This window comes from Rhodopseudomonas telluris, assembly GCF_042432815.1.
Lineage (GTDB): Bacteria > Pseudomonadota > Alphaproteobacteria > Rhizobiales > Xanthobacteraceae > Rhodopseudomonas > Rhodopseudomonas telluris.
In genome coordinates, this window is sequence record NZ_JBHLWM010000008.1 from 66,195 (window position 1) to 78,952 (window position 12,758).

A 12,758-nucleotide genomic window follows, 5' to 3' on the forward strand; every position below is an offset into this window, starting at 1 on the left:
CCTAGGCTTGTGAAGTTGGGGAGGTTGGGTTGAGGCCGGGGATGGGACGCCCGCCGGCAGTAATCAGCGTGTCGGGCCGCTTGCCGCCACGCATTGCGGGAGACGCCAGCGCATCGCGCTTCTCGCGCTTCAGCCGCACCTGAATCATGTGCGGGCAGCGCTGGTCGTCGAAGTACAATTCCTGGCAGTGCATGCAGTAGATGCACTCGTTGACGTTGATGTGCCCTTCGGGATGGATCGCCTGCACCGGGCATTCCTTGGCGCAGCGCTGGCACGGCGAGCCGCATTCCTTCCAGCGCCGCAGCCATTCGAACATCCGTATGCGTCCGGGGATCGCAAGCGCGGCGCCGAGCGGGCAGAGATAGCGGCAGAAGAAGCGCTCGACGAACAGCCCGGCGACGAGCAGCGTCGCGGCATAGAGAACGTAAGGCCACTCCCGCGCGAACTTCAGGATGATCGAGGTTTTGAACGGCTCGACTTCGGCGAGATGTTCGGCCAGCGCGGTCGAATACAGCGAGGTGCCGAACAGCACCAGGAAGACGATGTATTTCACCGGCCACAGCCGCTCGTGCAGTCCCCACGGCAGGCGGAACTGCGGCACCTTCAGCGCCTGCGCGATATTGTTGGTGAGTTCCTGCAAGGCGCCGAACGGGCACAGCCAGCCGCAGAATGGGCCGCGGCCCCAGAACAGCAGTCCGGCGGCCACCGACGCCCACAGCAGGAAGATCAGCGGTGCCGACAGGAAGTACTCCCAGCTGAAGCCGGAGATCAGGGAATTGGCAAAGGTCAGAACATTGACGACGGAGAGCTGCGCGTTGGCGTACCAGCCGAGCCAGACCAGGATGAACAGCAAGTAGGCGCGGCGGACCCAGACGTAGAAGCGTGGCCGGCGCACCAGTGCGTTCTGGAAGAAAAAGATCACCACCAACGTGCCGAGCGCAGCGACTGTGATTCCGATCTTGACGAGATCGCCTTGCCAGATCCGCATCCAGAGCGGCTGCTCCGTCGCGTCGGCCGGCGTGATCGGGGAGGGCCCCGTGACCGACGGTGCAGCCATCGTCGGAGCCGTCGTGACGGGCTGAGCCGACGCCGGCTGCTGTTTGGTCAGAGCATCCGGCAGCCGATAGCCGAGGTCGAACGTCAGCGCGGCCTTCTCGCGAACGCTGATGACGCGCTGGACGAGCAATTGCAGCGTCCATGGCGCGACAGGATCGAAGCCGAAGTCGGGTGGGATCGTGAACAGCGCGATCTCAGTAAGATCTGGTGCGCCGGTGGCCGCAACGCTGCCGAGCCGTGTGTGATCGCGGTCCCGGAAGCGCATGCTGTTGCCATCCTGGATCAGTTCGATGCGATCGAAGATGCCGCCGCGCACATAGCCGGAGCCCTTGAACGAGTAGCGGCCGGCGCCGGCGACCAGCAGCGCATGCTGGTCCGGCTTGAGCCGCGCCTTCAGCCGCTCATAGCCATCGTCGCCCAGAAGGCTGCGACCGATGGTCGGAACCGCAACATCGGCTGCGTACAGATCGATGAATGGCGCGCCGGGCTCACCATCCTCCGGATGATCTGCTGCGGCTGCGTTGCCTGACTTCGCGAAAGCCTCATTGATTTCGGAAACAGTCACCAGCAGACGCCGCATCGCGCCGTCGGCGAGCAGGCCCTGCCAGTCTCTGAGCTCGCTCTTATCCATGTCGACGGTCTTGCTGACCGGCGCCGTCGACGCGTTGGCGGCGATCACCGTGCCGCCAAGGCGCCCGCTGCGGATCAGCTTGGTGGCGGACCGCACGATGCTGTCGCCGATCACCAGCACGGTGACGGTGGCGCCGCTGACGATGTCGACCTGCGGACTTGGTGCGTTGCCGCTCACGACCTTCGCCATGTCGGCGCCGATCAGCTTGTTGACCGCGTCGAGAATGCGCTGCACCGGAATGCCGACCAGCACGATCGGCTCCTTGTGATCGACGAGCTTCAGGCCCTTGATGACGCCGGCGGAATCGATGCCGACCAACATCTGTATCGGCTTGCCCGAATAGCCGGTCGCGTTGGCGAATTCCGAAGTGAGATAGGCGAAGCCCAGCAGCTTGTCGTTCTCGTACACGGGCGCGATCGCCGGCGTGCCCTGCAGCGGACCGAACCGGGTCGCGCCGGGTATCAGCTCGTTCGGGGCGGCCTTCCCGATGTAGTCAACGAGTGTTGCGGCGCGCGTTTCGGCCGCGCTGCACAGCAGCAGCAGGGCGGCAACGACGGCACAAAGAAAGGCAGATGTGGCTTGAATTCTGCGCAAGATCGTTCAACGTTCCGTCTGAGGTTCAGGGAGGACGAAGAGTCCGACCAGGATCGAGACGCCAAAGTCCCGGAGCGTGCAGACGGCGTTGTCGCGCGTAACTGACTTCTCGAATGCGCCAGGTAGCAAGTCAACCTCCGTAGGAATCCCGATGTGACCCGTCATTCGCTTCTCACAACAGTTCCATCGGCGCCGGTCACGAGTGTGATCGCGCTCTTTGCTCTCGCTCTGTCGCTCTCGCGTCATGCCCAGCTGCGCTACGGCGATTCCGCAGCGCGGCTCGGCGAGGACGCTTGGCCGGTGCGTTGCGTATTCGAGACGCTGGCAGCGCGGGAACAGCATCGGGTCGAGCAGCTCGAAGCTGCTTGCCTGCAAGCCTGCGGTCGCTTGCCCGCACCGGCCGATGTGCCATGGTGCGTGCCGGATCTCGTGCCCGATCAGGAAGTGATCGAGGTGCAGCACTCCGAACTCGCGACCGCTTACACCGCCTGGGCGATGGCTGTGCAGCATCGGCGGCGTGCCTTCGTATTCTGGAGCTACGTGATTGCAGTAGCGACCGATCGCGCCGTGCAAGCTGCTGCTGAAGCCTTCGCACATGAAGCGCTGAGCGATGGCAATCGGTTGCGTCACGAACGTCGGCTGGCTTGGCGTGCGCAGCATGACATCACACGGAAGGAGAGCGCAGAGAGGTCCGAGCCGGAGTCCGCGGCCCTGCTCGAAAGTCTGCTGCAGAGGGACGTGACCCTGTGGTCGCAACTCGCGCCGGACGATCGCGCGGTGTTGGAATCGGCGGGTGTCCGCGTGGCGGCGCCTGTGGCGGGTGAGGCACAGCCCGAGACTGCGCCTCTCGACGACGTCAAACGTCGTGCATTGCGCCGTGCCGAGTTGTTGTCGACGCTGTATCTGGACGATGCGGATCGCGCTCTGGATCAGCCGAGCCTGGACTTTGCCCAGAAGCTTGCCGCGGAGTCGATTGCGCGCCTCGCGAGCCTGCGACAAGCGGCTGAGGCGGTTTCGCGACGCTAGCGCGCATCTCGGCGTGGCTTGGGGCCGCGACTGACGGGATTCGATCATTGCCCGGTCAGCACTACAGGCGCGTCACGCGTCGAGTTTGCGCCGGCGCAAACTCGACGCCGTTTGCGCGCATAATGTCTGCACGCAAACGTACTTTCGGAGTTGGGCGCGCGCGTTGGCGTTAGGCGAGCCGACCAGTTCACCTTCCAACAAGGGAACCGTGACACCGGCGCGCAGGCAGCGCGCGGCGCTTGTCCGGTCAGCTTAAATGATCGATTGGCCTTCCATCGCCCGCGCTGTTCATGTGTTGTCGATCGTGCACTGGATCGGCGGGTTGGCGTTCGTCACCTTTGTGATCTTGCCAAGTCTCGGAGAATTCGAGCCTGATCGGCGTCTCGTGGTGTTCGATGCACTGGAGCGCCGCTTCTCCCGGCAGGCGCGGATCTCGGTGCTTCTAGCAGGGCTGTCGGGCTTTTATCTGCTCGACATCTTCGGTCATTGGGATCACATCACCGATCCGAGCTTCTGGTGGCTGCATGCCATGATGGCGTTGTGGGCGGTGTTCATGGTGATGCTGTTCGTCGCAGAGCCGCTATTCCTGCACGGCTGGTTCGACGCGCGGGCGCGACGTGACCCGGATGGCGCGTTTCGGATCGCGCTCCGCGGTCATCGCGTGCTGAGCACGTTGGCACTGATTACGGTCGCCGGCGCCGTGGGCGGCGCCCACGGGTTGTTCTGATCGCTCGGCTATCAGCGGTCGCTGCTGGACGGGCTCGGAAACGATGCCGCGAGCAGGTGGGTCACTTTCGGTTCGGCCGCCGCATGGAAGCAACGCACGGAATTCTGCACGATGCGGTCCGCATTGGTGACCCGCTGGTGCTGGCGAAGATGTTCGAGCCAGGAGGCGACCTGAAACACCTCCAGGAAGCGGCCTTGGGCGGCTGCGTCCTCAAAAACGTCCCATGCGTAGGCGCCGTCGCGGCGCCGCTGGTGGCTCAGCTGCCGCAGCGCACGCAGGAAGTCGTCGCGTTCTTCAGTCGCGATGCGATACTCAACCGTGATCAGTACCGGGCCCTGATCGGGTTCTGCGTCGAGCGTCAGCACGGGCGCCGGCCAGTGCATCGATGGCGCGAGGTCGCGCGTGGCGCCGCCGCGCAGCTTCCAGCGCCAGGTCAGCGCGATGCCGAGCACCGCGCCGGCGGCTGCGGCGAAATGCGCGATCGGCAGGCTGTAGGTCGACGCAAGCTGGCCCCATAGCGCGCTGCCTGCGGTCATTGCGCCGAAGAATACGGTGACGAACATCGCCAGGCCGCGGCCGCGTACCCAGTCCGGCAGCGACACCTGGACCGAGACGTTGAGATTGGCCAGCACAGCAATCCATGAGACGCCGGCCAACATGCAGGCGGCGAAGCCGAGCTCGACCTGACGCACGCTGCCAAGCAGCACCAGAGTGATGGCGGTGCCGAGCGTGCCGGCGGCCACCAGGCCATCGGGCCCAAGGCGCTTCTTCAGCCACGGCAGCAGGAAGGCGCCCACGATGGCGCCGAGCCCGATCGCGCCGAGCAGGATGCCATAGAGCTCAGGCCCGCCGGCGATGCGCGTGCGCGCCACCAGAGGCAGTAGCGCCCAATAGGCGCTGGCGAAAAAGAAGAACGCGACGGCACGCACCAGCGTCGCGCGCAGGTCCGGATTGTAGCGCGCATGACGAAAGCCGATCACGATCGCGCTCATCAGCCGTTCGGCCGGAAGCGTCGTGCTGCGGGTCGAGACCGGGCTCCACCACAGCAGGGCGCCGATCACCGCAAAATTGCTCAGCGCGTTGATCCAGAAAGGTGCCGCCATGCCCATCACCCCGATCACGACGCCGCCGAGCGCCGGGCCAATCGCGCGGCTGATGTTGACGCCGACGCCGTTGCTGGCGACCGCCGAGGCGAGGTCCTGCTTCGGCACAAGATCCGGCACGATCGCCTGCCAGGCCGGCGCGGCAAACGCAGCACCAGCGCCGAGCAGGAAGGTGAACAGCAGCAGCAATGTCGGGTTCATCAACCCGAACCAGACGAGCAGAGCGCTCGCGACGGCGAACACGGTGAGGACGATCTCGATCAGGATGAGAAAGCGCCGCTTGTCGATGATGTCCGACAACGCTCCAGCCGGGATCGCGAACAGAAACATCGGCAGGCTGGATGCCACCTGCACCATCGAGACGGTGAGGGGATCGGCCTCGAGATTGGTCATCAGCCAGCCGGACGCGGCGTTGTACATCCACGTGCCAACATTGGCGACAACGGTCGCGGTCCACACCACGGTGAACGCCGTGTGACGAAATGCCATCCAGGGTGAGCTGCTGGCTTCGACTTGCGCGGGGCGTTCGCCGGCTTGTTGCATAAATGTCCTCGATAAAGGCCGCACCTCGCGCCGGGATCGGCGTCAGCTTTCGGTACAGTATCGGCCGCCGGTGGTGCGGACTTGGAGGCATTGGTTGCGGTTTGAACGATTGGGTGATCGACGCCCAACCGCGCGTTCGTGCAATCGGCGACGGGTTTGTCCAAGCCCCGTTCGGCAATCTGCCGCAAGGTGGTGTCGAACCCGACGCAGCATTGCGTTGCCCACCGAAGCTTGGAGACTTGCGATGTCGAAACTGGATATGCTGACCCCCGAGAACAGCGCGATCGCGCTGATCGACTATCAGCCGGCGATGTATCAGGGCGTGCAGTCCCATGATCGCTTGGTCGTGTTCAACAACATCCAGATTCTCGCCAAGGCGGCGAAGCTGTTCAAGATCCCGACCGTGATCAGCACGGTGGCGAAGGATTCGTTCTCGGGTCCGTTCATGCCGGAAGTGACCGACCTGTTTCCGAACCACGACATCATCGACCGCACCTCGATGAACTCGTGGCTCGACCCGAATTTCCGCAAGGCTGTCGCTGCGACGGGGCGCAAGAAGTTCGTCGTTGCCGGCCTGTGGACTGAAGCCTGCGTGATGTTCCCGACGCTCGACATGCTGAAGGAAGGCTACGAGATCTACATCCCGGCCGACGCCTGCGGCGACCTGTCGATGGAAGCCCACAATCGCGCGATGGAGCGCGCGATTCAGGCCGGCGCGGTGCCGATCACCTCGTGCCAGTACGCCTTCGAGCTGCAGCAGGACTGGGCGCGCTCCGAAACCTACGACGGAATGATGGACATCCTGCGTGCGCATTCGCCCTACGGCATCCAGGTCCGCTTCTCGAAGTGGGCGCTGGGCGAGCACGCCTCCGAAGGCGGCACCAAGGCGGCCTGACGCCAACGGCGGCGGGAGCGCGCGATGAAAGTGTACCTGCTGTCCCTCGGCGCCGGTCTGCTGGTCGGCGTCATCTACAGCCTGATCAACGTGCGCTCCCCGGCGCCACCTCTGGTGGCGCTGGTCGGGCTGCTCGGAATTTTGGCCGGCGAGCAGATCGTCCCTGTGGCGAAGCAAGTATTCAACGGCCACAGCCTTGCCGCGGCGTGGCGGCAGGCGAAATGCGCGTCGCACATGTTCGGGATGTTGCCCGGCGATAGCGACCCGACGTCCAAGCAGGCCGCGCACCCCAATCCACCGGAGAAGACTTCATGACCGACGCCCCGGATCTCATTCTGCATCGCGGCCTGTTCACCACGCTCGACCAGTCGAACCCGACCGCCAGCGCAGTTGCCATCAGCGGAGGGCGCTTCACTGCGGTGGGCCACGATCGCGAGGTGTTGCCGCTGGCCGGGCCGTCGACCAAGGTCATCGACCTCAAGGGGCGGCGCGTCCTGCCGGGGCTGATCGACAATCATCTCCACATCATCCGTGGCGGGCTGAACTTCAACATGGAGCTGCGCTGGGACGGCGTGCGCTCGCTGGCCGACGCGATGAACATGCTGAAGCGCCAGGTCGCGATCACGCCGCCGCCGCAATGGGTGCGCGTCGTCGGCGGCTTCACCGAGCATCAGTTTGCCGAAAAGCGGCTGCCGACGATCGACGAGCTCAACGCGGTGGCGCCGGATACGCCGGTGTTCCTGCTGCATCTGTACGATCGCGCGATCCTCAACGGCGCGGCGCTACGCGCCGTCGGCTACACGAAGGACACGCCGGAGCCGCCCGGCGGCGAGATCACCCGCGACGCACACGGCAATCCGACCGGGCTGTTGCTCGCCAAGCCGAACGCCAACATCCTCTACGCGACGCTGGCCAAGGGCCCGAAGTTGCCCTTCGACTATCAGGTCAATTCGACTCGGCACTTCATGCGCGAGCTGAACCGGCTCGGCGTCACCGGCGCAATCGACGCCGGCGGTGGCTTTCAGAACTATCCCGACGACTATGCGGTGATCCAGAAGCTCGACGAAGAGGGGCTGCTGACGATCCGGCTCGCCTACAATCTGTTCACGCAGAAGCCGAAGGGCGAGAAGGACGACTTCCTGAACTGGACCAAGACGTCCAAATACAAGCAGGGCAACGAATACTTCCGCCATAACGGCGCCGGCGAAATGTTGGTGTTCTCGGCCGCGGATTTCGAGGATTTCCGTGTGCCGCGGCCCGACATGCCGCCGGAGATGGAAGGCGAGCTCGAGGAAGTGGTCCGCGTTCTGGTGCAGAATAAATGGCCGTGGCGGTTGCACGCGACTTATGACGAGACGATTTCGCGGGCGCTCGACGTGTTCGAGAAGGTCAACCAGGACACGCCGCTGGAAGGGCTGCACTGGTTCTTCGACCACGCCGAGACGATCTCGGATCAGTCGATCGACCGCATCGCCGCGCTCGGCGGTGGCATCGCGGTGCAGCATCGGATGGCGTATCAGGGCGAGTATTTCGTCGAGCGCTACGGCATCGGCGCGGCGGAAGCGACGCCGCCGGTGAAGAAGATCATCGACAAGGGCGTCAAGGTATCGGCCGGCACCGACGCGACGCGAGTGGCGTCGTACAATCCGTGGGTGTCGCTGTCTTGGCTGGTCACAGGCCGCACCGTCGGCGGCATGCGGATCACACCGCAGCGCAATTGCCTCGATCGTGAGACGGCGTTGCGGATGTGGACGGAGAACGTCACCTGGTTCTCGAACGAAGAAGGTAAGAAGGGACGGATCGCGGTCGGTCAGCTCGCCGACCTGGTGGTGCCGGATCGCGATTACTTCGCCTGCAGCGAGGCGGAGATCGCTGACACGACGTCACTGCTGACCGTCGTCGGCGGCAAGGTGGTGTACGGCGCCGGCGACTTCGCCAGGCTCGACGATGCCGCGCCGCCGCCGGCGATGCCGGACTGGTCGCCGGTGCGGCGTTTTGGCGGTTACGCCGCGTGGGCGGACGAGCCTGAAGCCAACAACGCGGTGGCGCGGCAGGCGGTTGCGTCCTGCGGCTGCGCTAATTCCTGCAACGTTCACGGCCACGACCATGCGACGGCGTGGTCGAGCAAACTGCCGATCGCCGACCTCAAGAGCTTCTGGGGAGCGCTGGGATGCGCATGCTGGGCGGTGTGACATGAAGCCGGCGGGCGAGCCGCAGTGGGTGGCGACGATCCTGTCGTCGCCGCCGCTGTGGCTCGCGGTGCGTCTGGCGCTGGTGTCGGCCTATCTGCTCGGCGGCGTGGTCAAGCTGGTCGACTTTCCCGGCGCCGTCGCGGAGCAAGAGGCGTTCGGCCTGCATCCCGGCTGGCTGTGGGCGACCCTTGCAATTGTCATCGAACTGGGCGGTTCGGCGCTGGTGCTCGCCGATCGGCTGGCCTGGCTCGGCGCGGGCGCGCTGGGCGTGCTGACTTTCGTGGCGATGCTGACCGCCAATGCGTTCTGGGCAGCGCCCGTGGCCGAGCGGTGGACGCTGACCAACGCCTTCTTCGAACATCTCGGACTGATCGCCGGCCTGGTGCTGGTGGCGATGCGATCCGGACGTACCCGATCGATTTCCTGAAACACGCGAGGACGCTTCTGTGAAACAGCTCTCAAAACCCATTCTGCTGCTGGCGATCGTCGCAGCGCTCGGATCGCCTGCGGTCGCGAAACAGGCCAAGCCGGCCGTCGCCGTCGCGCCGCAATACGACACAACGCACGTCTATGTGGCGCCCGACGATGTCGACAAGTTCGTCGCCGGCTTTCTGGGCACGTTCGGCGGCAAGAGCACCAAGCAGGTGGTCGCGACGGTGACGCCGACGCCGAGCAGCACGACGTCGCAGTTGCTGCAGACGCCGGTCGGCACCGTGTCGCTGTTCGGCTTCAAGACGCCGATCCCGTATCTGTTCGGCGCCGAGCGCAATGGCTATCTGGTCAGCGACATCGACGTCGCGGTCAAGCGAGCGCGGGCGGCCGGCGCGTCGGTGATCGTGTCGACCTTCCCGGATCCGATCGGGCGCGACGTGGTGGTGCAGTGGCCGGGCGGCGTCAACATGCAGCTCTACTGGCACACGACCAAACCGGACTATGCGGCCTTCGAGACCATCCCCGAGAACCGCGTCTATGTGCCGGCGGACCGCGCCGACGCCTTCGTGCGCAGCTTCGTCATGTTTTCGCACGGCAAGATCGTCTCGGAGACGGCGAAGGCCGCGGGGGCTGAGGTCGGCAAGCCGGGGACAACCATCAAGCGGGTTCGTATCGAGTCGTCGTTCGGCAAGATGGTGGTGCTCGTCACCGACGGTCATCTGCCGTATCCCTACGGTCACGAGACCACCGGCTACGAAGTCGCCGACCTCGACGCGACGCTAGCTAAAGCCAAGGCGGCCGGCGTGACTGTGCTGACCGAACCCACTAAGTTCGACGATCGTACGGCTGCGATGGTGAAGTTTCCCGGCGGCTATGTGGCCGAGATCCATGCGGTCACGGCCAGCCACGCCGCGGCGAAGTGACGGCGGGCCAAAGCGGAAGAGGGCGTCGTGAAGGGATATATCGGGGCCGGTGTCGGGTGCGCGCTGCCGCTAGCGGCCGCGCTGGCGTTGGTCGCGCCGGCTCGGGCCGATGACGACGCCGTCGTAGCGGCGTCCGCGCCGGCGACGCGGCCTGCGATCCAATCCAACCGCTGGGCTGAGGATTGGTCGGTGCTGGCCGATCCGCGGCTGCGCACCGAGCCGTTCGATGCGCTGAAATACATCCCGCTGTGGGCGAGCGATCCCAAGAGCTACATCTCGCTCGGCGCCACCGTCCGGCAGCGCTTCGAATCGAACGACGCGGCCGGCTTCGGCACCGCAGGCACGCGCTCGGACAGTTATTTCATCCAGCGTCTGCAGGTCCATGCCGACGTGCATTTCGACGAGAACTGGCGGGCTTTCGTTCAGCTCGAGGACGACCGCGCTTTCGACAAGCTGGTGGTGACCTCGGCTGATCAGGACCGCGCCGACCTGCGGCTGGCCTTCCTGGAATACACGCGGACCTTCGCGGACGGCACACTGAAGGCTCGTGTCGGGCGTCAGGATTTTCTGTTCGATCTGCAGCGCTTCGTCTCGTCGCGCGACGGCCCCAACGTCCGCCAGTCGTTCGATGCGATCTGGGCGGATTGGGAGACTGGCCCTTGGCGGTTCATCGGATTCGTCAGCCGGCCGGTGCAGTATTTCGACGTTCGCCTGTTCGACGACCGCTCGGACGATCGGTTCCGGTTCAGCACCGTCCGCGTCGAGCGCAAGGTGCTTGGGGACAACGAGTTGTCCGGCTATTACTCGCTGTATGAGAGGGCAGGCGTGAAGTATCTCGACGCACTTGGTGACGAGCGGCGCCACGTGTTCGACATTCGTTTCGCCGGCAAGGCCGCGCAGATCGACTGGGATCTGGAGGCGATGGGGCAGCTCGGGCAGGTCGGCGCCAGCACGGTGCGGGCTTGGGCAGTCGGCGCGCGGACTGGCTACACATTGAACGCGACCTGGCAGCCGCGGCTCGGGTTGCAGTTCGACGCCGCGTCCGGCGACAATCGGCCTGGCGACGGCGTGCTCGGTACGTTCAATCCGCTGTTTCCGAACGGCTACTACTTCACGCTCGCCGGCTACACCGGCTACGCCAACCTCGTTCACCTCAAGCCGTCGCTGACCCTCAGCCCGGCGGCAAAGTTGAAGGTGATGGCCGCAGCGGGCTTCCAATGGCGCGCGACGACCGCGGATGCGGTGTACGTCCAGCCGAGCAATCCAGTTCCGGGAACGGCGGGGACCGGCAGCACCTGGACTGGCGCTTATGGCCAGCTCCGCGTCGATTACGCCTTCGACGCACATCTCACCGGCGCGATCGAGGCCGTGCACTTCGAAGTCGGCGACACCATCCGCAACGCCGGTGGTCGCAGCAGCAACTATCTCGGAGCGCAGTTGCAGTACGGGTGGTGATGGGATTTTTGCTTGAAGGGATCTAGCCCCTCCAACAAGCACTGACTCCTCTTCCTGAGTAGCCCGGCGAAGCCGAGCTTCTCGAAGGATGAGGGCAACGAAGTCCTTGCAGCGCACGGTTCGAGACGACGCTTCGCGTCCTTCAGAATGAAAGCACTGCCTGCGGCCGGAGCGGGACGGGCCCGCTCCGGCGTACGGCGCTTAGTCCTTGATGAACGCGAGCAGATCGGCGTTCAGCACGTCGGCGTGGGTGGTCAGCATGCCGTGGGGATAACCCGGATAGGTCTTGAGCTTGCCGTTCTTCAGCAGCTTGACGGAGAGGCGGGCGGAGTCGTCGATGGGGACGATCTGATCGTCCTCGCCGTGCAGCACCAGCGTCGGCACCGAGATCGCCTTCAGGTCGTCGGTCTGGTCAGTTTCGGAGAACGCCTTGATTCCGTCATAGTGAGCGTTGGCGGCGCCCATCATGCCTTGACGCCACCAGTTGTTGACGACACCGGGCATCGTCTTCGCGTCGGGACGGTTGAAGCCGTAGAACGGGCCGGCCGGAACGTCGAGGAAGAATTGCGCACGGTTGTCGGCGAGCGCCTTGCGGAAGCCGTCGAACACTTCAATCGGCAGGCCGCCGGGGTTCTTCTCGGTCTTGAGCATCAGCGGGGGCACGGCCGAGACAAGCACGGCCTTTGCGACGCGGCCCTGCGGCTCGCCGAATTTCGCGACGTAGCGAGCGACTTCGCCGCCGCCGGTGGAATGGCCGATATGCACCGCCTTCTTCAGATCGAGATGCTCGGCGACCGCGGAGGCGTCGGCGGCGTAGTGATCCATGTCGTGGCCGGTGTCGACCTGCGCCGAGCGGCCGTGGCCGCGGCGGTCATGAGCGACGACGCGATAGCCGTGGGCGCGGAAGAACAGCATCTGCGCGTCCCAGTCGTCGGACGACAGCGGCCAGCCGTGATGAAACATGATCGGCTGCGCCGACTTCGGGCCCCAGTCCTTGTAGAAGATATCGACGCCGTCCTTGGTCTTCACAAATCCGCTGCTCATCGGGTGGTCTCCTTGTGGGGGGTGAGTGGGATGCGTGGGCTGCGCGATTGCGCTGCCCGGCAACAGGGCGATGCAGGCGGCTCCGGCCATCATCTCCCGGCGAGTGAGGAGAGGGCTGGGCCGTGCATCGGGATTGG

At 65.1% G+C, this 12,758-nt stretch carries 11 protein-coding genes; 8 read left to right on the forward strand and 3 right to left on the reverse strand.

Annotated features, from left to right (window positions below):
• Position 1: 1 nt before the first annotated feature.
• Positions 2-2,281 (reverse strand): 4Fe-4S binding protein, encoded by a 2,280-nt coding sequence (locus tag ACFFJ6_RS18030; RefSeq protein ID WP_378390331.1) that lies wholly within the window; start codon positions 2,279-2,281, stop codon positions 2-4.
• Between the two features lie 153 nt (positions 2,282-2,434).
• Here ACFFJ6_RS18030 and ACFFJ6_RS18035 point away from each other — a divergent pair, with 153 nt between their 5' ends.
• Positions 2,435-3,307, forward strand: coding sequence for a ferritin family protein (locus tag ACFFJ6_RS18035; RefSeq protein ID WP_378390333.1), 873 nt, complete (start codon positions 2,435-2,437; stop codon positions 3,305-3,307).
• Between the two features lie 256 nt (positions 3,308-3,563).
• Positions 3,564-4,034: a hypothetical protein gene (locus tag ACFFJ6_RS18040; protein ID WP_378390335.1), complete on the forward strand. Its 471-nt coding sequence runs from the start codon at positions 3,564-3,566 to the stop codon at positions 4,032-4,034.
• Positions 4,035-4,045: 11 nt separating this feature from the next.
• Here the strand turns inward: ACFFJ6_RS18040 and ACFFJ6_RS18045 are convergent, their stop codons facing one another.
• The gene (locus ACFFJ6_RS18045; RefSeq protein ID WP_378390337.1) at positions 4,046-5,626 is read right to left on the reverse strand and encodes an MFS transporter; all 1,581 of its coding nucleotides are present in this window, start codon (positions 5,624-5,626) and stop codon (positions 4,046-4,048) included.
• A gap of 298 nt (positions 5,627-5,924) precedes the next feature.
• On the opposite strand from ACFFJ6_RS18045, the gene ACFFJ6_RS18050 reads away from it, so the two are divergent.
• The 6 genes from ACFFJ6_RS18050 to ACFFJ6_RS18075 are packed head-to-tail and all read left to right on the forward strand — an operon-like array spanning position 5,925 to position 11,577.
• On the forward strand, positions 5,925-6,575 hold the full coding sequence (locus tag ACFFJ6_RS18050) for a hydrolase (protein WP_378390339.1): 651 nt from the start codon (positions 5,925-5,927) through the stop codon (positions 6,573-6,575).
• A 24-nt stretch (positions 6,576-6,599) separates the two neighbouring features.
• Positions 6,600-6,890, forward strand: coding sequence for a XapX domain-containing protein (locus ACFFJ6_RS18055; protein WP_378390341.1), 291 nt, complete (start codon positions 6,600-6,602; stop codon positions 6,888-6,890).
• The gene (locus ACFFJ6_RS18060; RefSeq protein WP_378390343.1) at positions 6,887-8,767 is read left to right on the forward strand and encodes an amidohydrolase; all 1,881 of its coding nucleotides are present in this window, start codon (positions 6,887-6,889) and stop codon (positions 8,765-8,767) included. The genes ACFFJ6_RS18055 and ACFFJ6_RS18060 overlap by 4 nt, the downstream gene beginning before the upstream one ends.
• 1 nt (position 8,768) lies before the next feature.
• The gene (locus tag ACFFJ6_RS18065) at positions 8,769-9,194 is read left to right on the forward strand and encodes a DoxX family protein (protein ID WP_378390345.1); all 426 of its coding nucleotides are present in this window, start codon (positions 8,769-8,771) and stop codon (positions 9,192-9,194) included.
• A 19-nt stretch (positions 9,195-9,213) separates the two neighbouring features.
• Positions 9,214-10,122: a VOC family protein gene (locus ACFFJ6_RS18070; RefSeq protein ID WP_378390347.1), complete on the forward strand. Its 909-nt coding sequence runs from the start codon at positions 9,214-9,216 to the stop codon at positions 10,120-10,122.
• A 27-nt stretch (positions 10,123-10,149) separates the two neighbouring features.
• A complete protein-coding gene (locus ACFFJ6_RS18075) occupies positions 10,150-11,577 on the forward strand; it encodes an alginate export family protein (protein WP_378390349.1) in 1,428 nt (475 codons plus the stop codon).
• Between the two features lie 201 nt (positions 11,578-11,778).
• Here the strand turns inward: ACFFJ6_RS18075 and ACFFJ6_RS18080 are convergent, their stop codons facing one another.
• Positions 11,779-12,621, reverse strand: a complete 843-nt coding sequence (locus ACFFJ6_RS18080) for an alpha/beta fold hydrolase (RefSeq protein WP_378390351.1) — start codon at positions 12,619-12,621, stop codon at positions 11,779-11,781.
• Positions 12,622-12,758: the final 137 nt, after the last annotated feature.

Bases quoted from the DNA above. Each gene is read 5' to 3' on its own strand.
- ACFFJ6_RS18040 (WP_378390335.1), top strand. From the start codon at position 3,564: ATGATCGATTGGCCTTCCATCGCCCGCGCTGTTCATGTGTTGTCGATC.
- ACFFJ6_RS18045 (WP_378390337.1), bottom strand. From the start codon at position 5,626: ATGGCATTTCGTCACACGGCGTTCACCGTGGTGTGGACCGCGACCGTT.
- ACFFJ6_RS18050 (WP_378390339.1), top strand. From the start codon at position 5,925: ATGTCGAAACTGGATATGCTGACCCCCGAGAACAGCGCGATCGCGCTG.
- ACFFJ6_RS18055 (WP_378390341.1), top strand. From the start codon at position 6,600: ATGAAAGTGTACCTGCTGTCCCTCGGCGCCGGTCTGCTGGTCGGCGTC.
- ACFFJ6_RS18060 (WP_378390343.1), top strand. From the start codon at position 6,887: ATGACCGACGCCCCGGATCTCATTCTGCATCGCGGCCTGTTCACCACG.
- ACFFJ6_RS18065 (WP_378390345.1), top strand. From the start codon at position 8,769: ATGAAGCCGGCGGGCGAGCCGCAGTGGGTGGCGACGATCCTGTCGTCG.
- ACFFJ6_RS18080 (WP_378390351.1), bottom strand. From the start codon at position 12,621: ATGAGCAGCGGATTTGTGAAGACCAAGGACGGCGTCGATATCTTCTAC.